Genomic DNA, 26,609 nt, shown 5'->3' with positions numbered 1-26,609 from the left:
AAATGACGGAAGTGCCGTTGCTTGTAACTTGATGATTTTATTTAAATTAAATTTATCAATATTTTTGAGATTTGAAGCCGATCACTTTATTAGCTCGATTTAATTCACGGTAAAAAATAAGCCCATATAGTTTATCTAACTTTCGAAGCGCTCCATTTTGCTTCTTACTCAATTTTTAATTTATGGGTGAATACGATGTTGAAGAGAAACTTACTATCTGTAGCGGTATTGGCTGGCCTAACAGGTTGTGCAGTAACGCAAGCACCAGAACAAAAAGTAGTGAATGCACTGGCTGATAATCTTGATGTTCAGTACGAAATTCTAACTAATCATGGTGCGAATGAAGGCTTGGCTTGTCAGGACCTAGGTGCTGAATGGGCGTCATGTAATAAAGTGAACATGACGCTAACCAATGACGGTGAAGCGATTGACTCTAAAGATTGGAGCATCTACTTCCACAGTATTCGTCTTATTTTAGATGTTGATAATGAGCAATTTAAGATCACTCGCGTTACTGGTGACCTTCACAAGCTAGAACCTACTGAAAAATTTGACGGCTTTGCGGCTGGTGAAGAAGTGGTTCTTCCGTTAACGAGTGAATACTGGCAACTGTTTGAAACTGACTTTATGCCAGGTGCATTCGTGACGGCGCCAAACGCAGAACCTAAGATGATTGCATCATTGAATACAGAAGATGTTGCATCGTTCGTAACTGGTCTAGAGGGTAATAACCTTAAGCGTACGCCTGATGATAATAACGTAATGGCGACAGCGGTGACGCGTTTTGAAAAGAATGCTGATCTAGCAACGCAAGACGTATCAACTACTTTACTACCAACGCCAATGTCGGTAGAAGCGGGTGAAGGTTCTGTAAGTATTGCTGGTGGTATTGCTTTACCAAACGACGCATTCGACGCTGATCAGTTCGCTGCAATTGAAGAACGTGCAGATGTGGTAAACGTAGATGTGAGTGGCGACCTACCTGTGAGTGTCGCTGTTGTTCCTACTCAGTTTACGGGTGATTTAGCGAAATCTGGCGCTTATGAACTAAGCATCTCGGAAGAGGGGATTGCAATTAAAGCGTTTGATAAAACGGGTGCTTTCTACGCAGTTCAGTCTATTTTTGGCCTAATAGATAGTCAGAACGCTGAATCATTACCACAACTGTCAATTAAAGATGCGCCGCGCTTTGATTATCGTGGTGTGATGGTGGACGTTGCTCGAAACTTCCACTCAAAAGATGCCATCCTAGCAACGCTAGATCAAATGGCGGCATACAAGATGAATAAACTGCACCTTCACCTAACGGATGATGAAGGTTGGCGTTTAGAAATTCCAGGTTTACCAGAGCTAACGGATGTAGGGTCTAATCGTTGTTTTGATTTGGATGAACAAAGCTGCTTACTGCCTCAGCTAGGTTCTGGTCCAACAACAGACAACTTTGGCTCTGGTTTCTTTAGTAAAGCGGATTACGTCGAGATCCTAAGCTACGCTAAAGCGCGCAGCATCGAAGTTATCCCTGAAATTGATATGCCAGCACACGCTCGTTCAGCTGTGGTATCAATGGAAGCGCGTTACACTCGTCTCATGGCGGAAGGCAAAGAAGCAGAAGCGAACGAATACCGCTTGATGGATCCGCAAGATACATCGAATGTAACCACGGTTCAGTTCTACGATAAGCAAAGCTTCATTAACCCATGTATGGAGTCATCAACTCACTTCGTCGATAAAGTAATCTCTGAAGTGGCGGCAATGCACCAAGAAGCGGGCGTACCGCTAACGACTTGGCACTTCGGCGGCGATGAAGCGAAAAACATCAAGTTAGGCGCAGGCTTACAAGATATTAATGCAGAAGATAAAGTGGCTTGGAAAGGCAACATCGATTTGTCTAAGCAAGATAAGCCGTTCCAACAATCACCACAATGTCAGTCATTGATCGCTGATGGTACTGTAAGCGATTTCGGTCATCTACCAAGCCACTTCGCAGAACAGGTTTCTAAGATTGTTGCTGAGAAGGGTATTCCCCACTTCCAAGCATGGCAAGATGGTCTGAAATACAGCGAAGGCGAGGAAGCATTTGCGACCGAAAGTACACGCGTGAACTTCTGGGACGTTCTTTACTGGGGCGGAACTTCATCAGTATACGATTGGTCAGCAAAAGGGTATGACGTGATTGTCTCTAACCCAGACTACGTATACATGGATATGCCATACGAAGTTGATGCAGCTGAGCGTGGTTACTACTGGGCAACACGTGCAACCGATACTCGTAAGATGTTTGGCTTCGCACCAGAAAACATGCCACAAAACGCAGAAACATCATTAGACCGTGATGGCAATAGTTTTACTGGTAAAGGTGAGGTTGAAGCGAAACCTTTCTACGGTCTGTCAGCTCAACTTTGGTCAGAAACAGTACGTACTGACGAGCAATATGAATACATGGTGTTCCCTCGCGTATTGGCAGCAGCAGAGCGCGCATGGCACCGAGCAGATTGGGAAAACGACTACAAGGTTGGTGTTGAATACTCTCAAGAAACTAACTTAGTGAATAAGCAAGCGTTGAACAGCGACTTTAATCGCTTCGCGAATATTCTTGGTCAACGTGAGCTAGCTAAGCTAGAAAAAGCGGGTATTGATTACCGACTACCAGTTCCAGGTGCGAAGGTTGTTGACGGTAAGCTAGCGATGAACGTTCAATTCCCAGGTGTAGAGCTGCAATACTCTGCTGATGGCGAAAACTGGCTAACATACGATGAGCAACAACGTCCATCAGTTTCTGGTGAGACTTACATCCGCTCTATTTCAGAAAGTGGTGAGAAAGTAAGTCGAGTGACCTCAGTTAAATAATCGATAAGCACTATTAGTAGAAGAGCTCCTGACCTTTATCTTATTCAAGATAAAACGGGAGCTCTTTTTGTTTACAGCGAATTAGGTGCATATCCAAAACTGAAACATATAGAAATCGCCTTTGGTAATATCATCAACAATGCACATAAGGTGACTTTAATCCCAAAAGTGACGCGCTTCTCATTATTCTCTTCAAAAAATAAGCCCCCTGTAAAAAACTCTAAATCAGATGTGATTCAACTATCTAGATCTAATTTTTCTTCGTGAAATAACGTGATCCCGATCTGTATATTTTTCCATCTTAAGTTTTTTATCAATTTTTATGTTTTTAAGTTGTTGATTTTAAAGTTTTAAATAACTTGTCTTTTTTTGATAGTGAGAGGGATCACTCTGCTGTCCCTTTTATTTTTAAACGCGAATTAATTCGAGCAACATAGATTTCATGCCAGGGAGGCTACCAACTACTCAAGCGGTGAAGGTGAATGATGTACCGAAGATGTGCCGCTGAAAAAATTAAACTAAGGCAGTTTACTATGAAAAAAATTATCGCTCTAAGTGCTCTTTCTCTTGCTTTCGCTTCTAGTGCTTTTGCTGGTTCTTCTTACGTAACGGGTAACATCCAAATTCATGACGATGGCCGTATCCACGGTTCTGACATGACTTCTACGCTAGAAGCTGGTCACACGTTTGACAACTCTCTAGGCGGCTTCACGGTTTATTCTGAGTTTGATGGTATCCAACTGGGCAAACTTGAATCTGAAAATGGCGGCGCAGGTAATACTACTCCTGGTATCACTGTAGGTGGTGAGCAATCTTTCAATATCACTGACAACCTATGGGTTGCTGCTGGTTACCAACATCTATTCTCTGCGGGTGAAAGCATTCAGTTCCGTCCATTAGTTAAGATCGGTTACAACTTCGACAACGGTATCTCTATTAGCAACCGTACTCGTGCACACATTGATGATACTTCTGCTAACGCTGACACAGACTACCGCATGGATAACCGCATTGCTTACACAGTGAATGCTGACCTAGCGCTTAGCTACAACAACGTATACATGATTGATGCTGAAGCGATGGACCACGAGTTACGTGCAACATGGACTCGTCAAGGTGTTCAACCTTACTTTGAATTCCGTAGCCAAGCTAACGGCGTAGACTTCGCGAACGGCGATTCTAAGCAGAACAACGCATTCGTATTCGGTGCTTCTTACGGCTTCTAAGCTGATTCGCTTGGTTGCTTAGTCTATTAGATTATTAGCCGAGTGAGCTTCTTCGCTAAATAGCTTTTTGCTAAATAGCTTGCTAGCTAATTAGCGAGGGGAACATAGCGGTACTAACAGCCCGGTTGGTGCCGCGACAAGATTTGCTTTACTGTCCAAAAGCAAAGAGCCTAGCAAGTAAACCACAGTCTTGGGATTACTGAATGCTAGGCTCTATTTTTATGACTTCTTTTTATTGCTGTGTGTTGGTCTGTTTAGGTTCTATTTCCCGTTGTAGTGACGGTATTCAAACACCTGACCTTTTTCATTAAACGCATACACAGAATACTCGTCTTTCTTATCGCCATATTCCATGCCTGGCGAACCCATTGGCATACCCGGAACCGCTAAACCAATCGCATTACGTGGTGGGTTTTCTAGAAAGGCTTTAATGTCATCTGCTGGAATGTGTCCTTCAAATACGTATCCGTCGATCTCTGCAGTGTGGCAAGAGGCTAGCTCTTGTGTTATCCCTAGTTTCTGCTTGATTGGGTTCATATCATCGTGGAGCTTCTCAGTAACATCGAACCCAGCATCTCGCATATGTTCAGTCCATTCTGTGCAGCAGCCGCAGTATGGAGATTTGTGGTTTAGCACATCAGTAGCCAAAGCCTGTCCTGAAATTGCAGCGAGTGCAGTAAGAGTCATAACTTTACGAATCATGGTTAACCTCATGAATATGGTTATTATTGATATTAGAATGAGTGGGTTTGAACAATCTCAGCCTGTTGGCGTTGCTTACCACAGTAATTGACGACATCGCCATTGCTGCACCTGCAACTACTGGGCTAAGCAAAAATCCAAAAAACGGGTAGAGCAGACCGGCCGCAATAGGAATGCCAAGCGAGTTGTAGATGAAGGCACCAAATAGGTTTTGCTTCATGTTTCTCACGGTCGCTTGGGACAGTTCTATCGCGTTACTTACAGACAGTGGCGACGAGTTGAGGAGTGTCATTTGTGCACTTTCAATCGCAACATCACTGCCACTGCCCATTGCGATACCTATGTCGGCCTGAGCAAGCGCTGGTGCATCGTTAATGCCATCTCCAACCATAGCCACACTCTTATATTGTTGTTGAAGCTGAACAATATGCTGAGCTTTCTGCTCTGGTAGTACTTCCGAGATAACCTCATCAATACCGACGCTTTTGCCAATCGCTTGAGCAACAGAATCGTTGTCGCCTGTTAATAGCACAGTGTGAATTCCGGCGGATTTTAGTTGAGCAATGGCTTGTGTGCTATCTATTTTTAATGCGTCTGAAATGCCTAATATGCCTACCAGTTTTTGGTCGATGACTACGAAGATTGGCGTCCATGCTTGTGTACGGCAAAGTTCGATAAAGTCACGGCCTATTTGAGTATCAATACCAAGTTGGGTTAGGTATTTAAGAGAGCCGACTTGGACGTGTTTTCCGTTAATGTTGGCTTGTACTCCAAGGCCTCGGCGGTTTTCAAAGTCGCTGTGTGGGAGTGCTGAAACTTCTAGGTTTTCGGCATACTGACAAACGGCTTTGGCGAGTGGGTGCTCAGATCCTACTTCCACTGAATAAGCGTAAGCCAGTAATTCCCGTTCCGTTAGATTAGGGTAAAAGGCCTGTTGAACGGTTGGTTTTCCTTGGGTCAATGTGCCTGTTTTATCAAACACGACAGCATCAATTTTGCTTGCAGATTGCAACACATCGGCATCTTTGATCAGAACGCCAAACTCAGCGGCTTTGCCAACGCCGACAGTAATTGAAAGTGGTGTCGCAAGGCCTAAGGCACATGGACAAGCGATGATCAGCACGGTAGTCGATACCACAAGCATGTAGCTTGCACTGGGTTGTGGGCCAACAAAAAACCAAACTAGGGCGGCAAAAACTGCGATCGCAACCACAACTGGAACGAAAACGGCAGAGATAGAGTCGGCAAGCTTAGCAATCGCAGGCTTGCTGCTTTGCGCTTGGCGAACCATTTGAATGATCCGAGCCAGCATAGTGCTTGAGCCAATTCCCGTCGCTTCAATGATCAGGCTGCCATCACCATTAATGGTTCCTGCTGAAACGCCATCATTAATCGATTTAACGTTGGGCAGTGGTTCGCCAGTCAGCATCGATTCATCGATATAAGATTCACCCGAAACCACGACACCATCGACAGGGACTTTTTCTCCCGGCTTTACTCGAACTTGCATGCCAACTTGGATGGCCTCTACGGCGATGGTTTGCTCTTTACCATCGACGATAACCACCGCTTTTTGAGGCTGTAAGTTTATCAGCGCCTGTAAAGACTTAGTGGTGCGTGCTTTGGCTTTGGCTTCAATGTAGTGACCTAAAGAAATAAGGCCAACAATCATCGCACTTGCTTCAAAATAGACATGACGAGAAGCTTCAGGGAACCACGATGGAATGAGCACAACCAACATTGAGTAGAACCATGCTGCGCCTGTACCCAAAGCTACTAGCGTGTCCATGGTCGCGCGTTTATGCATCAAGGATTGCCAAGCATTGGTGAAGAAGCTGCGTCCAGAAGTGGCTAACAACACTAAACAAACCACACCAATGAATCCCCAAGCCAGTTGGTCGTTAAATGTAGTAATGGTCATGCTGCCGCCGAACACGCCCCATGCCATTAGCGGTGCCCCAAGCAGTAGCGCACTCACTGAATTTTTTAGGAAGGCCTGTTGAGTGCGAAGTTGTTGCTCTTGCTGTTTTTGTTGTTGTGTTGCCGCATCATCAACAAACTCGGCGCCATACCCCGCAGCTTTGACTGATTCGATGAGCTTGTTTTCAATGAGATCACGTGTTTTGGAGGTGAAAACCAAGGCAGTTTGTTCGGCAAGGTTGATCTGAGCTTGGTCGACAAACTCATTCTTTTTCAGTGCTTTCTCTATCGAAGAGACACAACTCGCACAAGTCATCCCCTCAAGAACAAGGTGATAGGTATATTGGCTAGCTGCGGTTTTATCTTCACTCTTTTTATCTGCTTGTTCGTCTTCTAAATCTGAACTCGATGAAAGGTCATTCGTTTCTGAGTAGGGAGCTGCGTGGTAACCCAGGCTTTCGACCAGCTTAATCACCTCAGACTCAGAAAGCAGAGTAACCAGTGATAATTCCTGTTTGCTGACTTCTAGGTTTAAGGCTTGCTCAGTTTGTTCAAGCGCTTTAGTCAGTTTGCTCACACACTTGCCGCAACTCAGACCGGATAGCGAAAGGTGCAGCTGATTACCCATAGAATAGCCAAGCGTTGCTAACTGTTCGTTGAGCTGAATGTAACTAAATGGAGTCGAAATATCGATGTAGGTCGGCGATATGTCATTAATCATCGTGCTGTCGAGATCGCTAAACAGTGTGCGAACTTTCTTCGCGCAACCCATGCAATTTAGGCCGTTGAGCGCCGTTGTGTAGTAGTTCATATCGATACTCCAATTCTCATCTACGCCTAACATAAACCTTCCCGTAAGGGTAAGGTCAAACATAAATTCAAGAATTTGATCTTGGTGGAGTGCTAGCTGGTGGTTTCAGTTTGGAATGGAAGAGGGAAATTAAGAATGTGCGGCTATAATCTACTTGCTAAGACTATCTATTTACGACTTTAAGGGCGTAATTGGCCTTTCAATAACGGCTTTCGTACAACAACAGCGCATTAATCATTCACTACTGATTGTAGATTTAAGCGGTGGTGATAAAATAGCGCCCAAAATTTAGTGATGTTTGACTATTGCAGGCCTTGTAATGGCGAGCACTAAAAGAATCACCTACATAATCAAGGTATTTAAATGACGGTTAAAACTCGTTTTGCTCCTAGCCCAACTGGCTATCTTCACGTTGGTGGTGCACGTACTGCACTTTACTCTTGGCTATTCGCTAAGAACCAAGGTGGTGAATTCGTTCTACGTATCGAAGACACGGACCTTGAGCGTAACTCTCAAGAAGCGGTTGATGCAATTCTAGAAGGCATGCAATGGATGGGTATGGAATGGGATGAAGGTCCTTACTACCAATCTAAGCGTTTTGACCGTTACAACGAAATGGTTGATAAGCTACTTGCTGAAGACAAAGCATTCAAATGCTACGCGTCTAAAGAACTGCTTGATGAAATTCGTGCAGAGCAAGAAGAAAACAAAGAGATGGCTCGTTACGATGCTAACCACCCTAAAATTGTTGCAGCAAACGAAGCAGCAAAAGAAGGTGATGCATGCGTTATCCGTTTCCGTAACCCTAAAGAAGGCAGCGTAGTATTTGATGACCAAATCCGTGGTCGCATTGAAATCGCGAACAGCCAACTTGATGACCTAATCATTCGTCGTACAGACGGTGCACCAACATACAACTTCGTAGTTGTAGTGGATGACTGGGATATGGGTATTACACACGTTGTTCGTGGTGAAGACCACATCAACAACACACCTCGTCAAATCAACATCTATGAAGCACTAGGCGCGCCAGTTCCAACTTTCGCTCACTGTGCAATGATTCTTGGTGATGACGGTGCGAAACTTTCTAAGCGTCACGGTGCTGTTTCTGTAATGCAATACCGCGACGAAGGTTACCTACCAAATGCACTAAACAACTACCTAGTTCGTTTAGGCTGGTCTCACGGTGACCAAGAGATCTTCTCTCAAGAAGAGATGATTGAATTCTTCAGCCTGAAGGCTATCAGCAAGTCTGCTTCTGCATTCAACACTGATAAGCTACTTTGGTTGAACAACCACTACATCAAGACTTCTGAGCCTGAGTACGTTGCTAAATACCTGCAATGGCACCTAGACGCACAGAAGATCGATACAACAAATGGCCCAGCTATCACTGAAGTGATCAAGCTAGTTGGCGAGCGTTGTAACACGCTTATCGAACTTGCTGAGCAATCTCGTTACTTCTACGAAGATTTCTCTGAGTTTGAAGCTGGTGCAGCGAAGAAGCACCTACGTGGTGTTGCTAAAGGCCCACTAGAGCTTGCTCTTGCTAAGGTTGAAGCACTTGAAGATTTCACTACTGCAAACATCAAAGATGGTGTAATTGCAGCTGTATGTGAAGAGCTAGAGATCGGCATGGGTAAAATCGGTATGCCACTTCGCGTAGCAGTAACAGGCGGCGGTCAGTCTCCTTCTGTTGATGCAGTGATGGAGCTTGTTGGTAAAGAGCGCGTAATCGCTCGTATCAAGATGGCTCTTGAGTTCATCGCTGAGCGTGAAGCTAACGCTTAATTTGAGCGATTGATAGAATCAAAAAAGGGTCAGTAACTTGGTTACTGGCCCTTTTTATTTACTTAGCGTTTTATGTAGCTAAGCTTAGACTTTCTTGAAGATGATAGAGGTGTTGATTCCACCAAAAGCAAAGTTGTTGCTCATCAAGTATTCAACATCCAATTCGCGACCTGAGCCCGTGATGTAATCGAGCTTGCCGCACTGTTCATCGACATTCTTAAGGTTTAGGGTTGGGCTGAACCAACCGCTATGCATCATCTCTAGGCTGAGCCACGCTTCAATTGCACCACACGCACCAAGCGTATGGCCAAAGTAACTCTTAAGAGAGCTGATTGGTACTTCACCAAAGATATTCGCTGTCGCGTTACTCTCTGCAATATCACCTTTTTCAGTCGCAGTACCGTGCGCAGAAACATAGCCAATCTTCTCAGCTGGAAGTTGTGCGTCTCTCAATGCTTTCTCCATACAGATTTGCATGGTTTCCATCTGAGGTTGAGTCACATGAGCCGCATCACAGTTGCTCGCAAAACCTATGATTTCTGCGTAGATCTTTGCGCCACGAGCAACAGCATGTTCGTACTCTTCAAGGATCAGGGTTCCAGCGCCTTCGCCGATAACCAAGCCATCACGCTCGCTGTCGTATGGGCTAGGGGATTTCTTGGGTGTGTCGTTTTTTAAACTGGTAGCGAAAAGGGTATCGAAAACGGCAGACTCAGTTGGGCATAACTCTTCACCACCACCGGCAACCATTACGGTTTGGTAACCATGCTTGATCGCTTCATAGGCGTAACCAATGGCTTGGCTTCCTGAAGTACAGGCGCTGCTGGTGGGAATCACGCGGCCACGCAGACCAAAGAACAGACCTACGTTTACCGCGGCTGTGTGTGGCATCATTTGAACGTAAGTGGTTGCTGTGATTGCTCGTGTCGACTTCTCGTTCAGCATTACTCCGAAAGCACCAACCGCATCGGTACTGCCAGTTGAAGAGCCGTAAGCGATACCAGTTTCGCCATTGGTCAATACATCGTGACCAATTAAGCCGGCTTGCTCCAATGCATTCTCAGTCGCAACGGTAGCTAGGCGTGATACACGGCCCATGCCACGCACTTGCTTACGCTTGTAGTGTTTAGGCAGTTGGAAGTCATCAATAGGCGCGGCAAGTTTTGTGTTGAGACCATCATATTGCTCGAAGCTTGGCATATATTGAGTCGCATTTTCACAGGCCTTTAGCTTAGGCTCTATCTGTTGCCAGTCGTTACCAAAAGCAGTAACACCAGACATTCCAGTTACAACAACGCGGCGGGTCATACTAAGCCTCCATTTACTGAAATCACTTGGCGAGTTACGTAGCCTGCAATATCAGACATTAGGTAGCTGACTAGGCCGGCTACTTCTTCCGGCTCACCCATACGGCGCAGTGGTACTTGAGGAAGTGCATGATCTTTCACGTGCTCGTCAACCATACCTGTGTCAATTAAGCCAGGAGCGACACAGTTTACCGTGATCTTGCGTTTTGCGAGTTCTAGAGCAAGAGACTTAGTTGCGCCAATCACCCCCGCTTTTGCTGCAGCATAGTTAGTTTGACCACGGTTACCCATAATGCCGGATACCGACGCTAGAGTGACGATACGGCCACCTTTACGCTTTTGAACCATAGGCATTACACAAGGGTGAAGTACGTTGTAGAAGCTATCTAGGTTGGTATGGATCACACCATCCCACTCTTCTTCCGTCATCGCGGGGAATGCAGTGTCACGAGTAATGCCCGCGTTGTTCACTACACCATAGTAAGCACCATGTTCAGCGATATCAGACTCAAGCTTTTCGCGACACTCGCTTCGTTTGCTGATATCAAATTGAATAAGACGTCCAGCGCCACCCAGTTCGGTGATCGACTTTAGCGTCTCTTCAGCACCTTGCTTGTCACCCATGTAATGAACGGCGATTTCAAACCCGTCTTTCGCGAGTTGAATAGCGATCGCTTTACCAATACCTTTACTGGCACCAGTGACTAAAACCTGACGGCTCATGATGGGCTCCTAGTTTTCATTTCTTGTAATTTTTGTTCGGTCGGCACGTAGACGTTGAGTTGGCATTGAGCCACTAACTCACCTCGGTCTTCGACTCTTGCGGTAAACACAGCCATACCGCTGTCTTCCATCATCTGTTCGGCGTAGATATCAAGGGTCTGACCTTGAGTAAACTCATCACACAGTGATTTATAGCGACGAGAGCCGAGTAAGAATCCGATTGGGGGCGTGGTGCCGTTTTTAAGTGCGTGATATCCAGACCATGCCGCTACAGACTGCGCCATAAACTCGATTCCAACATATGCTGGTACCGTTTGAGATTCGGCGTCAAAGAACAGATTATGGTCACCAATATCGACCTGACAGTGGGTCGACAACGCCTCTACGCTGATAGCACGATCGATTAATATCATCGGATCATCGTGAGGGAGAAGTTGGTCTACAGAAGGGATATCAGTCATTTACTACACCAAAAATCAGGCTAATGTTGTTGCCACCAAAAGCAAACGAGTTGCTTAAGATGTTCTTTGCTTTAAGTTTCTGTGAACAGTTTACCAAATCAATCTCAATATCTTCAGCTTTATCCTGACATTTTTGTAAGGGAAGCGGTAAGTCATATTTCAAAATATGCCACGCAATTGCAGCCTCAATCGCACTTGCTGCGCCTAGAGTATGCCCGGTCAGCGGTTTGGTAGAACTGACGGGAACCTTGTTTGCAAAAATACGATGAATGGCTTTACTTTCCATCGAGTCATTGAGTGGCGTTGCTGTACCATGTGCATTGATATAACCAATGTCTTCTGCGTTTAACTGTGCAGAATGTAACGCTTTTTTCATTGCTTGTTCAGCACCATTGCCTTCAGGGTGAGGCGCTGAAATGTGGTGTGCATCAGAGCTATCACCACAGCCTAATAAGGCAATTTGAGGTGTGTTTTGAGTAGAATGAACACGCTTGATCTTGGTTTTACTGAGCAACATAAATGCGGCTGCTTCACCAATATTGATGCCATCTCGAGATTCGCTAAATGGCTTACAATGTTTGGTTGAAAGGGCTTCAAGACCATGGAAACCATTGAGTGTCAGCTTACACAAGGTATCCACGCCACCGACTAACACGGCATCAGACATGCCTGAATCTAACAAGCGCTGGGCGGTCAGAAACACGCGGCCGCTGGATGAGCAAGCCGTAGAGATGACGTAGTTTGGTCCTGTTAACGCGCAGTATTGGCTAATGAACTCAGAAGTGTCACCAAGCTCTTGTTTTGAGTAATGGTAATCTTCTGGAAACTCACCGTTTGTCAGTTTTTGTTTGAAGGCCGCTTCACCATCGGAGATACCAGAGGTGCTGGTGCCTATAACAACAGCAATACGGTCTGCGCCAAACTGTGCCTTGGCAAGTTCAATAGAATCTTTGATTTGGTTGAGAGCTGACAACGCCAGCTGATTGTTGCGAGTGGCATACTTCACGAGGGTGGATGGAACCTCTGGTAGCTCACCTGCGATTTTGCCAACGACAGTGTGTTTGCCGTCGTTCAGCATATCGCTCACTTCAACCATGTTTGGTTCACATTCGCCTTTTAGGCAGCTATGAATGTCAGTAATACTTGAGCCTAGCGCTGAGTGGAAACCACAGTCTTGGATATAAATAGGCATAGTGTTTAGCTCTTACTTGGGTTATCGACAATCGTTGAATCCAACGTTTGTATAGTAATGGTGTAGCCTTGGGTCAAATGTTTAAAAACAATGTTGCCTGCCGTTTTGTGTGTATTCGGTTCGGCTTGGTAATCAATTCGGATGATTGCCTGCTTTTTGTCATTAAACACTGTGCGGCTGTTATCTGTATCGACCAAATGCCAACCTATGCCTTGCAGAGACTGAGCCCATGCTTCAATTGGCCATAGAGTCAGCATTAAATTAAAAAGCACCTGTTCGGGTTGCGGTAAAGTCGCGCCAAGGCCAGATAGCACTTGCGTTTCAATGGCTTGATTTTGATATTGCAGCGATAGGATGCGCGTTCCCCAAGAGGAAAAACCCGCTAACACGACTTTATCCGCTGTGACTTCGACTTGAACAGGAAGCTGCTGTGTGTCGGTTTCCCACGTGGCGCTAATCAGCTGACTGGCCGTGAGGGAATACCCTAGTTCAGCTGGCATTGGTAGTGCTAGCTCGGTGTCATTGTCGATAGACACACTGGCACCACTCGGTTGCTGAGAAACCATCGAGCAGGCAGTAAGTAGAATACCCACTAGTGTGACGAAGGTTACCTTTAATGTCTGGATCATCTAAAAGCCTCTCGAGTAATTGGTCCTTCTACGTTTTTACTACTGTTGATCGCGAGTGGAGAAAGCAGCCAAGCGACAAAGATCCCTGTCAGAACCGTCACCCCGAAGCTATGAATAGCATGAGTCTGGCTCAGCGACAGTAAGCCGAATGAAAGTAGTGTTGTGAGACCTGACAAGGTGATCGCTAATAAGGTGCTCAGCGATTTCTTTTGCTCAGCAAAGAACAGGGTGTAGTCTATGCCAATCCCTAAAATCAGAATCAAACCAAGCAGGTTAAATAGGTTCAGTGTCGAGCCTAAAATGCCCGTGACCGCCAAACCTGCTACGCCTGCAATCAATGAAGGCAACAGCATTAACAGGCTTTGCTTCACACCATAGCGCCAGCCTAACAGCATGCCAATAGCTGCCAATGCTATCAATAACAGCTCGGTAATCTTGACGCGGTACTCAGCAAAAAGAGAGGAGATTTCATCCGCTTTATTGAGGTGTTTCACACCTTGCTTCTGAGCAAAATCTGACTCCAACCACTGTGAGAACAGCTCAGCATCAGTGACGTCTTTTATCAAAATGACCGACGCTGCTTGCCCGTCGATAGGTTTTAACCAAAGTGGTCGAACAGGCTCTGAGACTGGAGACTCCAAAAATCCAGATACCGTGATTGGTTCGAATTTTGGTAGTTCTGGAAACGTAGACCAACCGAGAGAGCTTTGTAATATATGGCTTTGTTGACTATAGAGTTGTTCAACCAACTGATAGTTATCATGCTGTTCTTGTTTACTTAACAAGTGTTGATTGATGCTGCGATACCCGGAGATACCTTGGCTATTGACCAGCGAATCTAAGCTTGTGGTGATTTCTGTCAATTTTTTGAGTAGCTTTTGGTCGCTCTGAGCTGTGACCAAAAGCATATTTTGACCACTGCCTAACCCTGATATCTCAGTAATGGCTTGCTCTTGTTGTTTGAGTTGTTCGGGCATAGCCTGAAGCTGGCGAATATCGTCGTCGTAACGAATTTGACTGAGTGACATCAAGCTAACGACAGTCACTGTTAACGGTAAGCCAATTCTAAATTTTTGGTTGCTCCAAAGGCTTAACCAAGTATGCCAAAGTTTCGACAGGGGAAGAGGGCGCTCTTGGCCTGGTTTTACCGCTAAAACGGGGTACCAGCACACCACACTGGCGTAAGCTGCGATCAGTCCAATCGACGAAAACAGAGCCAGTTGCTGCAAGCCTGGGAATGGCGCAACCAGTAGCCCTAAGTATCCGATTAAGCTGGTGATTAAACCTAGAGTGATGGCAATGAAAATATGCTTTAGGCCTTTATCGCTCTGCCAGTGGCTTCCTGCGGCCAAACGGTCAGTGAGATAGTGAAAAGAGTAATCGATGGATACGCCAATCAAGCTAGCGCCAAACACCAAGCTGAATAGATGCACCTTACCAAAGATAGCGATAGTGCTTGCCAGTGCAACCAATAATCCTGTACTGATTGAGAGTAAAGATAAGGCAAGTGGTAGCGCACTACGAAATGTCAGCCACACCAATAAAATAACGCCTGCCAATGAGCCCAAACCAATGGTACTGATTTCTGATTTCGCGCTTTCGGTACCGTAATTGGCGTAGAACACCACACCAGTATGCTGCACCTTGACGCCAAATTGTTTTTCGACCTCGCGCTCAATTGAATCAAGATCTGGAAGTTGTTCTTGAATCGCCAAGCTATAAGGTGATTCCGCCAGAGTAGCCGTGACTAAAATATGAGTTTGCTCATTCGACTGGGCCGTGAGATAGCCCTCTTTCAGAACAAAGTTACTTGATTGGACGCCAATAGCACTGATGTAGTCGCGAAATAACAAGAATGGGTCGAGAGATAACTCTGCTGCAGTGACGCCTGAGAATGGATTGTACAGAGACTGAATCACATATTGAGCTCGTGAATCAGGCGAGTGGGTCAGCGTCTCTTTTTGTTGCTGGGTAAGCAGTTGAGCTCGGTGACGAAAGTAGAAATCGCTCCACTGGCTTTGGGTGCTGGCGCTGATTTTGCCTTGAACTTGCTGAAACAGAGTTGGCTGACTTGAAAAGGCTCTTTGGTTGAGAGCTTTTTCAAAAGCGTCGGTCGCAACCATGGTTTGTTCGATGTCGGGGGCGCTGATGATAAACACCACTTGCTCGCTCATCGAGCTGGATATCTGCTGAAAGGCTTGCTCTACCATTGGGTCTTGCTGGTTTTCTGGTAGTAACTTTAGGATGTTGCTTTCAATGGGTACCGACGAAGAAAAAGCGAATTGTTTTATCAACAACCCGCTAAACAGCATTACAACAACAAGCCAAACAAGGGCAAGACTAGAGTTGGAATTGTTTCGCTTCAGCATCTGATAATACTTCCGGTAGATGGCTTAACTGACTGAATTCGATCACTGTGCTATCTCCACGAATCTCTTTCAACTCAATACGTTCAATATCGCTGTTGCCTTGCAGCGTGATAGCCTCAAACACCGCATTCATCGGTGCATTTTTGGGCTTTAGAGTCAGTGTCCATGCTTGTACATTTTCATCAGAGCTGGTGTTAGTTGCGGGCTCAAAATTGAGTGCGAACTGTTCCTGAAGTTTTTGCGTGTCCCCATGAAACACTGACAAGAAGATATGGCTGAAATAAAACGCCATTGGATTTTCTTTGTCGGTGATGATTTTTGCGGGTTGATCGGCAAACCTTTGGCTCAGTTTGTTATCGGTGAGCACTAAGTTCACGGGAAACGGAGTGGTTTGTGTCCAGAGTAAGCCACTTGATTTGTCTAACAGAAATGTACCTTGTGACGTTAAAGGCTGGGCGAACATCTCCATATTGCGTGTTTGAGTGAACTCACCACGCACAATACTATTTTCGCTGAGCACCGTCTGCAGCTCTGAAATAGAATTGACAGCAGCAGAGTTTTCTTTGGCGCTTACAAGGCCGCTTGCCATCATCGCAGTAAGTCCAATTAGCGCGATATTGATGTATTTGCGACTGCGTTTAAACAGATTCATGGTTCACCTGCTGTGGGTTAGAGGTTTGTGTTTGATGTTCAGTTGCTAGAGGTAAGCAACCAAATTGGTGCCAGTGTTCGACTTTGTCAGTAAACACTTTGGGTGAGGCAAAGCACATCTCTTGTTCTTCGATGGTGACGGCAACCTGCATGGTGTGAGCACGTGTCATTCGAGCACCGGTTAGAGCATCATGAATTTCATAATCGACGCGCAGGCGATTTTCCCACTCGGTGAGTTTCGCCGTTACCTTAATCTTGTGATTAAACGGTATCGCCTTAATGTATTTCACGCGGGTATCGATGATAGGCCACATGTAGCCAGAATCCTTCATCTCATGGTAGTTGTACTCAATCTTATCCATCATGATGCGCCTAACTTCTTCAAAGAATCGGAAGTAGTTGCCGTGATAGATCACGCCCATTGGGTCGGCATCTTGGAATGAGGTGATAAGCGTCACCTCAGATTGTAATGGGTGAAGGATTTCAGACATAAATCGCTCTCAACAATATTGCGTAAAGGGTTGGCTACTTTATGAGTAAAGTGACCAGTGCTGACTTTGAATACGAGCAATGAAGTGGCGTAGATCGCCTTCAAGTGGTCGATCTTCTACGATAAATTCAAACTCCTTAAGCACTTCGTCGCGAATGTGCTTGAGGTTCTCACTCATGTGGTGCTCATCAAGCTCATTGTGGCGCTTACGAAGTTCGAGTGCTTGTGTCCCCGCCAGTAGTGACGCTGCTGCCACTTGTTCGGTTAGCTCTAGAACGCGTAAACAGTCACGAGCTGCGATGGTGCCCATACTCACTTTATCTTGGTTGTGACACTCAGTTGAGCGAGAGAATACGCTTGCTGGCATGGTGTGTTTCAATGCTTCTGCTGTCCAAGCTGAAACGCCAATCTGTACTGCTTTAAAGCCGTGGTTGATTGGCTTACGTTCGCCTTCAGCACCCGTTAGGTTGAATGGCAAACCGTTGTTGAACTTGTAGTCCATCAGCTGAGCCATTTGACGGTCAAGCAGATCAGCAAGGTTCGCAACTGCAGTTTTTAACGTATCCATCGCCATTGCAATGTGTCCACCGTAGAAGTGTCCACCGTGCAGTACGCGCTCATTATCACCATCGATAATTGGGTTGTCGTTGGCACTGTTTAGCTCGTTCTCGATCATTTGGCGTAGCCAAGGCAGAGAGTCTTGAACCACGCCGATAACATGTGGAGCACAGCGCAGAGAGTAACGATCTTGGAGGCGATCACTGTTACGTGGCGGGCGATCCGCTTGCAGATCATCACGCAGCCATGCAGCAACTTGTTGTTGACCAGGATGAGGTTTGACTGCAAACAGCGCTTCATCGAAATGGAAGTCATTGCCGTGCATACCGACTGATACCATAGCGGTGATCTTAGTTGATAGCTGAGCTAGATATTCCGCACGCTTGTAAGCGATACAAGCTAATGCCGTCATTACAGACGTACCATTCATCAACGCCAAGCCTTCTTTTGGCTTAAGTTTGATAGGGCTAATTCCTAACTCTTTGTAGACGTCACTGGTTGGGCGCACTTCACCTTTGTAGATTACATCACGCTCACCAATCAGTGCTGCGGCTAAGTAAGACAGAGGTGTTAAGTCGCCACTGGCACCCACCGATCCTTCTTGAGGAATGCGTGGTGAGATGTCTTGGTTGATTAGGGTAACGATCTGGTTGAGTAGATCGTGAGTCACACCAGAGACACCTTGTGATAACGAACAAAGACGAGTTGCAAGGACTGCACGAGCTTGTTCGTGAGACAATATTTCACCTAAACCACAGCCGTGAAAACGTGTTAAATGCAGTGGTAGCTCGTCAACTAGGTTTGGCGGAATCGCAACCGTACATGAGTCACCGTAACCCGTCGTTACACCGTAAATCACACCTTCTTCTTTCAATAGGCGTTCTAAGAAAGCGACACCACGGTCGATCTTAGATGTGAATGCTTCACTTGTGTTCATCGAGGCTTTTGCGCCTTGTGAGATAGCGACAACATCCTCAATCGTGAGGCGCTCGGCACCAAAGGTGATGCTATTTGAATTCTTTTTCGTCATGGTGCTTGCTCAATGTCCAAAAATTAAAAAAGTTGTACCACTGAAGCGGTGCTTGCAGTGTGTAGTGCTGAAGTCGATTTGCGTATTTTTGCACGACTTGCTGTAAAGATTGTTCGCGAGTCTTTCTTGGTAGCTCGATCTTGTTGCTAAAATGCTCGAAATAGACATTAAAATGCGGCTTAGATTGTGAGTCGTCACGTAACCCAAACAGCAAAAATACGGGTGCTTTGAGAACCGAGGCTAACATAAATGGACCTTGAGGGAATGGAGCTTCCTTACCTAAGAACTCAGCCCATACTGAGCGGCTCTCTTTGCTGGTGGAAGTTCGATCGCCAACAATCACGATCCATTCGCCTTGCTCTAGTTTCTGTTGTAACAAGATAGCGGTATCAGGCCCCATCGATGTCACCTGAATCAGATTTAAATCAGACTGCGGGTTAACCGCTTTCATCACGGAATTAAAACGTTCGGCGTGTTCTGTAAAAACCAGGGCGTTGATTTTGATGTTCGAGTGTCTGCGACCTAAAGCTCGGCACAGCTCAATATTGCCAAGGTGAGATCCAAGGATTAGCACACCTTGCTTATTTGCCACCATGCTCTCGAACTGGTCTTGGCCATGAATAGTCAGGTTATCTGCCGAGAAATCACCTTTCCATGCCGCGAGCTTGTCGAGCATCGTATGGCCAAATGAAAGCAGATGGTTGTAACTGGTTAGTTCTCCGGGGAGCTCAATATTTTGCTGTTCCGCATAGGCTTTTAATTGGAATAGATATTGTTCGGAAGCGTTTCGCGCACGCTGGCCCGTCAAGTGGTAGTAACGCATCACACCACGCAGAATGAGGTTGAACACACCGCGACCTAACAAGGTATAAATGGCTAATAACAGCTTAATGCCTAATACTGTGCCGCGTTCTTGAGTGCGGGACCAGTGTGGTTGTTCAGAAGCTTGCGGCTCTGAATCAGTCGATAAATTTGGGTTATTATCAGCTGAATCGGATTTGAAATGGCGAGCAATCAGTTTTGGTGCTCTTGGCAGCATGCTGAAGAATAGACGTGTATGCATCCAACTGATTTTGACGTTATCCCACAACGCATCGAAATGAGAGATGCCGTTCTCAGGATAGATAACGCGCGTTTCAACGAAGTCTATGTCGCAACCTTCCCAATACAGGCGAACCAAAATCTCGATATCGAAGTCCATTCTCGAACCAACATCGTACTTATTCAACACAGTTTGAGTTTGGTTGATAGGATACGCTCTAAAGCCACACATGCTGTCTTTAATTGATAAAGAAAGGGTTTCTATCCATACCCAGATATGTGTCGCGTAGCGCCCATAGAGCCTTGCTTTGGGTACGCTGTCGTCGTAGATAGGCTGGCCTGATATCAGACGTTGTGGCTTAGCTTGTGAGGCCTCAATCAATGTTGGCAAGGCTTCCAGGTCGTGTTGCCCATCAGCATCTATCTGAATAGCGTGGCTAAAGCCTAGTTGCTGCGCTTTTTTGATTCCGGCTTTTACTGCGCCGCCTTTACCTTGGTTCTGTTCAAGCGTCACCAAGGTTACGTTTGAATTCTCTGCTAGGGGAGACAGAAACTGTTTTGTTGTGAGTTCACTGCCATCGTCAACGATGATGATCGGTAACTCAAAATGATGAAGTGACGACACCACAGCCGGCATGGTTGCGCCATGGTTAAAGCACGGGATAAGGAAGCAAGCCTTGTAGCTGCTTTCTTTTGTGTGGTGTTGAGAAGTAGCCTCGACGGGAGCGCTATTCACTTTTTTCTCCCAGCTTCATTTTGCCTGAAGAGTGGGTCTGTTCACCGTTGTTTGATGTGTAACTAAAGCTCAGCTTGTCTTTGTCAGCATCCCATTTGAGTGATAGCTGGATTGTAGCGTCAGGCAGGATAGGCTCTTGGAACTTAATGACTTCCATTCCTTTAAAGAAACCAGGAACGCCTAACTCTTGGACTGCGTAGTGAAGTGCCCAATCAATTTGCGTGACGCCAGGTAGAATAGGGAAGCTCTTGAAGTGCCCATTAAAGTCGGTGATATCTCCGCTAACATGAAGTGTCAGGGTCGATTCATTTTCTACCGTGTCTACAGCAATGATGTTTGGTTTTCTTTTATCCATAGGGCGTGCTTAGAATCCTTGGGCAAATATTGGTTCTTTGACAAAAATATAAAAAGATAATCTCAGTGTAAAATACGATCAGCGGTTTCTATGATTTTATTAGCTGTTCTATGTGAGATGTTAATCGCTTACCTTGGCTGTTGAGGGGGATCTCATCGACAACACGGTATTTTCTCGGGATTGCGATTGGCTCTAACCACTTTCTGAGTTCTGTACGCAGCATCAACCAGAATTTACCTTTGCTCATGGTCGATAGAGCGGCTTGGCCTTCATCTGATAATACCAAAACAGAGGCTAATATTAATCGCTCAGGCTCCTCAAATGGAATAACCACGCACTCACTTATCCAAGGCAGTTGCTCCAGTCGCTTTTCCACTTCAACCAGTGATACTCGCTTTTCTTCTATCTTGATCACTCGGTCCGTTCGGCCCTTCAATATGAATTGATTCTCCGAGACCATCTCGCACTCATCAGAGGTTTGATACCAGTTATTCTTATCGATGTACGGCGACAATAACTTAATGCAATTCTCACTGTTGAGACTAGCCTCAATACAGGCAAAAAGCTGCCAAGGCGTTTGAGCGCTCTCTTGCTGACGAAATGCGATGCCACCGGTTTCTGTGCTACCAAAGACTTCAATCGGTAAATGACCAAGCAGATCTCGTGACTGGTGAGCCGACTCGGTAGGCAATGGACCACCCGAAGAGAAGATTCCTGCAAGTTGTACCTTGTTGGTCTCATGCTTTAATCGTTTAAGTAGCGCTGGGCTGCTGATCAGTACACAGTTTTGATTTGCGTGAGATAAGATCTGTTCTGGGTATTCAAGGTTGTGTCGAGCAAATGGAACACCAGAGCATAGTGGCCATAAGATTCTAAACAGCAAACCATAGATATGTTGATGAGAAACTGTGCTTTGGATTTGGTTTCCCTTGAGTAACTCACCCCAGTTCTTGTGTACCTGAGCGGTCTCAATATCGAGGTGCTCTAACGTTTTATCTATCGCTTTTGGCGTGCCACTTGAACCTGAAGTGAACAGAGTTAATGGGACTGTTGCCAAATCAATGGTCGTAAGATTCTCGGTTAGAGGTTTTTGTGCTTCAGTGTTTGAATCCAATAAGGTTTGGATATTACGAACGTCATTCACCTCAACTTCGCCAATCGAGTTATCAACTAGCAGGCAATCAAACTGCTTACTTAACTCAGCAAGCGCACATGGCTGGTAGTTGCCCGGTAAGATGATGTGTTTGTTGGCTGCTGTACATGCCAAAAAGGCCACCGAAAATAGGTAGCTGTCTTGGGTACAAATCGCGATTCGTTGAAAAGGGGATAAAGACAAAAATTGTACGAGTTGAGATAAGTCGTCGTTAAATGTTTGCCACGTAATCTCGCTATTGTCGTCAAAGCAGACAATAGATTCAGGGGCTCTGTCCTGGCTAAGAAGCTCAGACAACGAGGTGTAAGATACGGTTTGGGTCATAACAATTTAACTCTGACGAATGCGCTGTCTTACTACCCACTCTCCTGCAAAGAGTAACCCTGCAAACAGATAGCTGAGTAAGCCATTGTATAGGGTCCATACTTCTAGCGGTTGGAAGCAGGTGTAAAGGGCAATAGAGCCATTGATAACAAAGAACAAGCACCACACTTTGGTGACTTGTCGTGTGTAATCAACGCCACTTTGCGGAAGTTCAGGCTCTTGAAGGCGAGCAAGACGTTCGATAATCGTTTGTGGTTGCCATAGGCTCGAAGCGAATACAACCAGCATACAAACATTAACGATAACGGGATAATAGGTTAGCCAGCCGTGCTGCTTAAAGGCTAAGCCTAAAGCCAGCAGAACAATACCGGCACTTCCACTGATCCAAGCTAGGTGTTTTAGCTCTTTGATTTTAGCCTGACCGCCGGTGAAAATGCGTACAGCAAAGATAGCGGCTAAGGCAATACCAACGGTTTGTAAGCCAAACTTGTTGAGTCCAAAGTAAACCGCTATTGGATAAGTGAAAAGTATAATTGCCGACAGTAAAGTCAGCAGAGGACGCATTAGGCGTCCTTCAATAGTTCAACCACAGATTCGACAACGTCATTAACGGTGCGCACTGCTTTGAACTCTTCAGGTTTTATCTTCTTACCTGTGACGTTCTGTAGGTGAACGACCAAATCAACGGCATCAATGCTGTCTAGGTCTAGATCAAGATAGAGATGAGCTTCAGGGGTGATATCTTCAGCATCAAGCTCGAACAGCTCAATAAGCGCATCTTTAACCTGGTTGTATACTTCTTGTTGGTTAGCTTGTGTCATAAAGATCTGTCTAGTTATTCGTTTGAGAAGAGATGTAGTTCGCTAGATTTTCAACTGACGCAAAGTGCTGTCGAGTGTTTGAATCATCTGCATCGATAACAATGTTGTACTTTTTCTTGATAGCAAGGCCAAGCTCAAGGGCATCGATAGAGTCTAGTCCAAGTCCATCACCAAATAGTGGAGCTTCCGTTTCAATCTCATCAATGCTCATGTCTTCAAGGTTCAATGCGTCGATGATCAGTTGTTTCAGTTCGTTGTGTAATGTTTCCACTTTGGCCTACTTAATGCTTTATCTGAATGCTGCTTTAAGGGGGCGATTCTACATTATATGAGGTATTTTCGAAATGCCGATATCGCCTGTTATGTTATTGATACGCTAAATGTTTTCTTCGGAAGGGAAAATTGTTTGTGCAAGATGATGATTAAGGCGCCTTGCTGCCGAAGTTAAATTATTTGAGCCTTCAATAAATGGTTCGACTTCTATTTTACCTTTCACCGCGACATGAAAAAAGGGCTTCGACGCAGGAACTTGATACCATTTTTTCTCTTTCGTTAAGAATGTCGGAGAAACCGTAATATGAATCACGCGTAAATCGGTTTGTGTTCGAGTCGCGATTTGTGCCGCCCCACGCTGTAAGGATGGTTCAATTCCTGGCGTTGTGCGAGTTCCTTCGGGAAAAATCAGCATGACATTGCCACGTGAGAAGCGTTCTTCACAGCGCTCTAAAAGATCGTCAGGGGCTTGGTTCGGTATATAACCTGCCGCTTTGACAATCCTTTTCATAAAAGGGTTTTCCCAAATGGCCGCTTTGACGAGGCAATCACATTGAGGAAGTTGAGAGGCGATCAGCACATAGTCAATCAAACTTGGGTGGTTGGCGACGATAATGCAGTTACGGTCGTTACGCAGTAGTTCTGCACCATCAATTCGGTAATCGATTGCTCCGGTGAACTTCATGATTTGGCAAAAGGCGTTGAATGAGAAACGGATTAATCGCTGTGCTTTAAGCTCTCTTTTAATGGTATTGGGATTGGTTAGCGCGATAGTCGGTAAGATTAAGAAGCTTAATACTAAGCCACCTAGACCAAAGATGGTAAAGCACAGCCCTGTCGCGAATACTCGCCAATACTGGTCTACTCTGCTCATTACGCTGTACCTGTCTCGGTGTTATTTACCCAAGACCAAGTTTGGTGCTTGCCAGCAATAGCCCACCTATTTGTACCTAATAAGATATGTTGGAGCGTTTGTAACCCTTGTGGTAACACGGAAGGTGCTTGGTTGGTCTCTACTGTCCTAGTAATAGAGTATTCACTGCCAGCGGTGAGCACTAAGCCCAGCGCATAATCAGCAAAGTTCTGTGTTTCGTACTCTTGGTAGAGCTCGGGCAGAGGTTGGTCGAAATCGATAACTAACACTCGATGCGACGGATATTGATGAAGGTAAAGATAAGCTTCGATCAGAGCGTTATGGAAAGTATCTTGCCCTGCGGCTATTGAAGTCAGTGGAATCGGTGCTTTGGCGGCAATGGTGGTTAGACCAGCTGCGGTATTATGTACCGACTGCGAGAACGCCATTGGTGAGGCATCATCACCTTCCAATATCGACTGGATCAAGGTTGCGGTTCGGTGCAGTTCACCATGTCGACTGGCAAAAACCAGATAATCAATCGAGTTGTCTTTTAAGAGTGTCAATGCAGTTTGAACGGCCAATTTACTTTGTAGGCTCATTCGGCGGCGCATCATCGGTGGGATCGCTTTAAATTCAGTTGAGCCATCTTGTGGCCAATCTAAATTAGTGCTCCACGCTTGCCATTGGGCAACAGAATTGAGACCAGCCGAATTTGCAGACCATTTCTCAATATTAAACGACATTAATTGGGATTGATTTGACATAGAGTATTGATTTGCTTTGAGTCTAACTAAATACTATGCGCGCTTATAAATAAACACAGATAAGGAATTTAAATGAAATTACTAAAAATAGCAGTTTCAATGTTATTCATATTCGTTCTTGCAGGGTGTGGACGCGTCCAACCTGTAATGAATGTTGAGGATACTCCAGTTGCACTGAATCTTCAAAGTAAACAGGTTAAATCAGCTATTTCTGAATCTGCTGAAAATCGAGGCTGGTTGGTTTCAGAAATAAAGCCTGGTTTGATCCGCGCTGAATTGTATGTTCGTTCGCACCACGCTGTGGTTGAAATTCCTTATAGTGATAAGTTTTACTCTATTCTTTACGTTGAATCAGAGAATTTGAAGTACGACGATGGTGAAATACACCGTAATTACAACCGTTGGGTTAATAACTTAAACGTTGATATTAAACGTAAGCTTGCGCAAATGGCAGCTGAGTAACTCTCTATTATTTAAAGTTAGGTTTTTCGTGTCGGAATATAAATTAGATCCATTCAACGCATTAGAAGCAAAAACAGAAGCGCAGAAATTGTCTTTCGCTCCGATTGTTTTTCATACTGCTCGTACACTTCGTGATTTAGGCATTTTGAAAGCGTTAGATGACGCGGGCAACGAGGGTTTACCAGCAGAGTCTATCTCTGAATCGACCGGTGTCTCTGAGTACGGCGTGAAAGTCCTGCTCGATATGGCGTTAAGTGCTCATATTGTGACTTGGGAAAAGCCTAACTACAAAATGGCTAACCTTGGTTTCTACCTTCTGCATGATGGTATGACTAACGCAAACATGGATTTCACAGCCGATGTTTGTTATGCCGCGATGATGCATCTAACAGAAGCGATTGAAGAAGGCACACCTGCAGGCTTGAAAGAGTTGGGTGATTGGGAAACCATTTACCAAGGCTTGTCTCAATTGCCAGAAAAAGCAAAAGAGAGTTGGTTCAAGTTTGATCACTTCTATTCGGATCGCTCGTTCCCTGTGTTACTTGAAAAAGTCTTCAGCAAGAAACCTAAGTCGCTGGTGGATATCGGCGGCAACACGGGTAAGTGGGCGATGCAATGCTGCAACCATGATGCGGACGTTGAGGTGACGATTGTTGATTTGCCACAGCAGCTAGAAATGGCAATGGCAAACGCGGCAAAGCATGGTCATCAAGAGCGAGTCACGCCATTCCCAGCGAATATGCTCGATAAACAGCAAACTCTGCCAACGGGCGCGGATGTTTGGTGGATGAGTCAGTTCCTTGATTGTTTCTCGCCAATGGAGATTCTGAGCATATTAAAGCGCGTTCGCTCTCATATGTCAGAAGATGCGACTGTCTATATCCTTGAACTGTTTTGGGATTCACAGAAATACGATGCGGCTTCTTATAGCTTAAACGCGACGTCTCTCTACTTTACCTGCTTGGCCAATGGCAACAGTCGTTTTTACCGCAGTGAAGATTTCTTAGAGATTGTTGAAGAAGCGGGCTTTGAAGTGGTAACGCGTACCGACGATATCGGTCTTGGTCACACGCTTCTAGAATTGAAAGCTGGCGCGCAATAAAAATAACAAACATGG

24 protein-coding genes are annotated in these 26,609 nt (G+C 45.4%); 5 read left to right on the top strand and 19 right to left on the bottom strand.

What is annotated here, in order from left to right; translation table 11 throughout:
* Nucleotides 1-195 precede the first annotated feature (195 nt).
* Nucleotides 196-2,847, top strand: coding sequence for a beta-N-acetylhexosaminidase (locus tag AB6D06_RS06205; protein ID WP_372099493.1), 2,652 nt, complete (start codon nucleotides 196-198; stop codon nucleotides 2,845-2,847).
* A 533-nt stretch (nucleotides 2,848-3,380) separates the two neighbouring features.
* On the top strand, nucleotides 3,381-4,073 hold the full coding sequence (locus AB6D06_RS06200) for an oligogalacturonate-specific porin KdgM family protein (protein ID WP_017064150.1): 693 nt from the start codon (nucleotides 3,381-3,383) through the stop codon (nucleotides 4,071-4,073).
* 261 nt (nucleotides 4,074-4,334) lie between these two features.
* Here the strand turns inward: AB6D06_RS06200 and AB6D06_RS06195 are convergent, their stop codons facing one another.
* Both AB6D06_RS06195 and AB6D06_RS06190 read right to left on the bottom strand, forming a co-directional pair.
* The gene (locus AB6D06_RS06195) at nucleotides 4,335-4,775 is read right to left on the bottom strand and encodes a DUF411 domain-containing protein (RefSeq protein WP_372110037.1); all 441 of its coding nucleotides are present in this window, start codon (nucleotides 4,773-4,775) and stop codon (nucleotides 4,335-4,337) included.
* On the bottom strand, nucleotides 4,765-7,569 hold the full coding sequence (locus AB6D06_RS06190; protein ID WP_372099490.1) for a copper-translocating P-type ATPase: 2,805 nt from the start codon (nucleotides 7,567-7,569) through the stop codon (nucleotides 4,765-4,767). Before AB6D06_RS06190 ends, AB6D06_RS06195 begins: the two co-directional genes overlap by 11 nt.
* A 300-nt stretch (nucleotides 7,570-7,869) precedes the next feature.
* Between AB6D06_RS06190 and gltX the strand changes: the two genes are divergently transcribed.
* Complete coding sequence (gene gltX, locus AB6D06_RS06185; RefSeq protein WP_017064147.1) at nucleotides 7,870-9,297, top strand: glutamate--tRNA ligase; 1,428 nt, start codon at nucleotides 7,870-7,872, stop codon at nucleotides 9,295-9,297.
* An 84-nt stretch (nucleotides 9,298-9,381) separates the two neighbouring features.
* On the opposite strand, the gene AB6D06_RS06180 is transcribed toward gltX, so the two are convergent.
* The 17 genes from AB6D06_RS06180 to AB6D06_RS06100 form a co-directional block, all read right to left on the bottom strand.
* Nucleotides 9,382-10,605, bottom strand: a complete 1,224-nt coding sequence (locus tag AB6D06_RS06180; RefSeq protein ID WP_017062286.1) for a beta-ketoacyl-ACP synthase — start codon at nucleotides 10,603-10,605, stop codon at nucleotides 9,382-9,384.
* A complete protein-coding gene (locus tag AB6D06_RS06175; protein WP_017062285.1) occupies nucleotides 10,602-11,327 on the bottom strand; it encodes a 3-ketoacyl-ACP reductase FabG2 in 726 nt (241 codons plus the stop codon). The genes AB6D06_RS06180 and AB6D06_RS06175 overlap by 4 nt, the downstream gene beginning before the upstream one ends.
* Nucleotides 11,324-11,788 (bottom strand): hotdog family protein, encoded by a 465-nt coding sequence (locus tag AB6D06_RS06170; protein ID WP_102428626.1) that lies wholly within the window; start codon nucleotides 11,786-11,788, stop codon nucleotides 11,324-11,326. The genes AB6D06_RS06175 and AB6D06_RS06170 overlap by 4 nt, the downstream gene beginning before the upstream one ends.
* On the bottom strand, nucleotides 11,781-12,980 hold the full coding sequence (locus AB6D06_RS06165; RefSeq protein WP_102428627.1) for a beta-ketoacyl-[acyl-carrier-protein] synthase family protein: 1,200 nt from the start codon (nucleotides 12,978-12,980) through the stop codon (nucleotides 11,781-11,783). Before AB6D06_RS06165 ends, AB6D06_RS06170 begins: the two co-directional genes overlap by 8 nt.
* 5 nt (nucleotides 12,981-12,985) lie before the next feature.
* The gene (locus AB6D06_RS06160) at nucleotides 12,986-13,609 is read right to left on the bottom strand and encodes a DUF3261 domain-containing protein (protein WP_102428628.1); all 624 of its coding nucleotides are present in this window, start codon (nucleotides 13,607-13,609) and stop codon (nucleotides 12,986-12,988) included.
* Nucleotides 13,606-15,978 carry an MMPL family transporter gene (locus tag AB6D06_RS06155; protein ID WP_372110036.1) on the bottom strand — a complete coding sequence of 791 codons (2,373 nt, stop codon included), beginning with the start codon at nucleotides 15,976-15,978 and terminating at the stop codon, nucleotides 13,606-13,608. Before AB6D06_RS06155 ends, AB6D06_RS06160 begins: the two co-directional genes overlap by 4 nt.
* Entirely contained in the window at nucleotides 15,950-16,630 is a 681-nt protein-coding gene (locus AB6D06_RS06150; protein WP_017064143.1) for an outer membrane lipoprotein carrier protein LolA, read from the bottom strand. The genes AB6D06_RS06155 and AB6D06_RS06150 overlap by 29 nt, the downstream gene beginning before the upstream one ends.
* Nucleotides 16,617-17,120 (bottom strand): thioesterase family protein, encoded by a 504-nt coding sequence (locus tag AB6D06_RS06145; protein WP_017062279.1) that lies wholly within the window; start codon nucleotides 17,118-17,120, stop codon nucleotides 16,617-16,619. Before AB6D06_RS06145 ends, AB6D06_RS06150 begins: the two co-directional genes overlap by 14 nt.
* Before the next feature lie 39 nt (nucleotides 17,121-17,159).
* Complete coding sequence (gene hutH / locus AB6D06_RS06140) at nucleotides 17,160-18,707, bottom strand: histidine ammonia-lyase (RefSeq protein WP_102428630.1); 1,548 nt, start codon at nucleotides 18,705-18,707, stop codon at nucleotides 17,160-17,162.
* On the bottom strand, nucleotides 18,685-20,484 hold the full coding sequence (locus AB6D06_RS06135; RefSeq protein ID WP_102428631.1) for a glycosyltransferase: 1,800 nt from the start codon (nucleotides 20,482-20,484) through the stop codon (nucleotides 18,685-18,687). The genes hutH and AB6D06_RS06135 overlap by 23 nt, the downstream gene beginning before the upstream one ends.
* The gene (locus tag AB6D06_RS06130; protein ID WP_017062276.1) at nucleotides 20,477-20,839 is read right to left on the bottom strand and encodes a 3-hydroxyacyl-ACP dehydratase; all 363 of its coding nucleotides are present in this window, start codon (nucleotides 20,837-20,839) and stop codon (nucleotides 20,477-20,479) included. Before AB6D06_RS06130 ends, AB6D06_RS06135 begins: the two co-directional genes overlap by 8 nt.
* Nucleotides 20,840-20,927: 88 nt before the next feature.
* Entirely contained in the window at nucleotides 20,928-22,316 is a 1,389-nt protein-coding gene (locus tag AB6D06_RS06125; RefSeq protein WP_372110035.1) for an AMP-binding protein, read from the bottom strand.
* Between the two features lie 6 nt (nucleotides 22,317-22,322).
* Nucleotides 22,323-22,880, bottom strand: coding sequence for a septation protein IspZ (locus AB6D06_RS06120; RefSeq protein WP_048669155.1), 558 nt, complete (start codon nucleotides 22,878-22,880; stop codon nucleotides 22,323-22,325).
* A complete protein-coding gene (locus AB6D06_RS06115) occupies nucleotides 22,880-23,137 on the bottom strand; it encodes an acyl carrier protein (RefSeq protein ID WP_004739745.1) in 258 nt (85 codons plus the stop codon). The genes AB6D06_RS06120 and AB6D06_RS06115 overlap by 1 nt, the downstream gene beginning before the upstream one ends.
* Nucleotides 23,138-23,147: 10 nt before the next feature.
* On the bottom strand, nucleotides 23,148-23,408 hold the full coding sequence (locus AB6D06_RS06110; RefSeq protein WP_004736154.1) for a phosphopantetheine-binding protein: 261 nt from the start codon (nucleotides 23,406-23,408) through the stop codon (nucleotides 23,148-23,150).
* A gap of 105 nt (nucleotides 23,409-23,513) precedes the next feature.
* Nucleotides 23,514-24,284 carry a 1-acyl-sn-glycerol-3-phosphate acyltransferase gene (locus AB6D06_RS06105; protein ID WP_017062273.1) on the bottom strand — a complete coding sequence of 257 codons (771 nt, stop codon included), beginning with the start codon at nucleotides 24,282-24,284 and terminating at the stop codon, nucleotides 23,514-23,516.
* The gene (locus tag AB6D06_RS06100; protein WP_198599058.1) at nucleotides 24,284-25,030 is read right to left on the bottom strand and encodes a beta-ketoacyl synthase chain length factor; all 747 of its coding nucleotides are present in this window, start codon (nucleotides 25,028-25,030) and stop codon (nucleotides 24,284-24,286) included. The genes AB6D06_RS06105 and AB6D06_RS06100 overlap by 1 nt, the downstream gene beginning before the upstream one ends.
* Nucleotides 25,031-25,102: 72 nt before the next feature.
* Here AB6D06_RS06100 and AB6D06_RS06095 point away from each other — a divergent pair, with 72 nt between their 5' ends.
* Nucleotides 25,103-25,492: a hypothetical protein gene (locus AB6D06_RS06095; RefSeq protein WP_017062271.1), complete on the top strand. Its 390-nt coding sequence runs from the start codon at nucleotides 25,103-25,105 to the stop codon at nucleotides 25,490-25,492.
* 28 nt (nucleotides 25,493-25,520) lie between these two features.
* Entirely contained in the window at nucleotides 25,521-26,594 is a 1,074-nt protein-coding gene (locus tag AB6D06_RS06090; protein ID WP_017062270.1) for a methyltransferase, read from the top strand.
* The last annotated feature ends 15 nt before the right edge of the window (nucleotides 26,595-26,609 follow it).

Origin of the sequence: Vibrio sp. 10N.239.311.G01 (assembly GCF_041465805.1) — a bacterium.
GTDB lineage: Bacteria > Pseudomonadota > Gammaproteobacteria > Enterobacterales > Vibrionaceae > Vibrio > Vibrio crassostreae_C.
The sequence above is the reverse complement of the archived record's forward strand: the minus strand, read 5'-3'. Positions and strand labels throughout refer to the sequence as shown.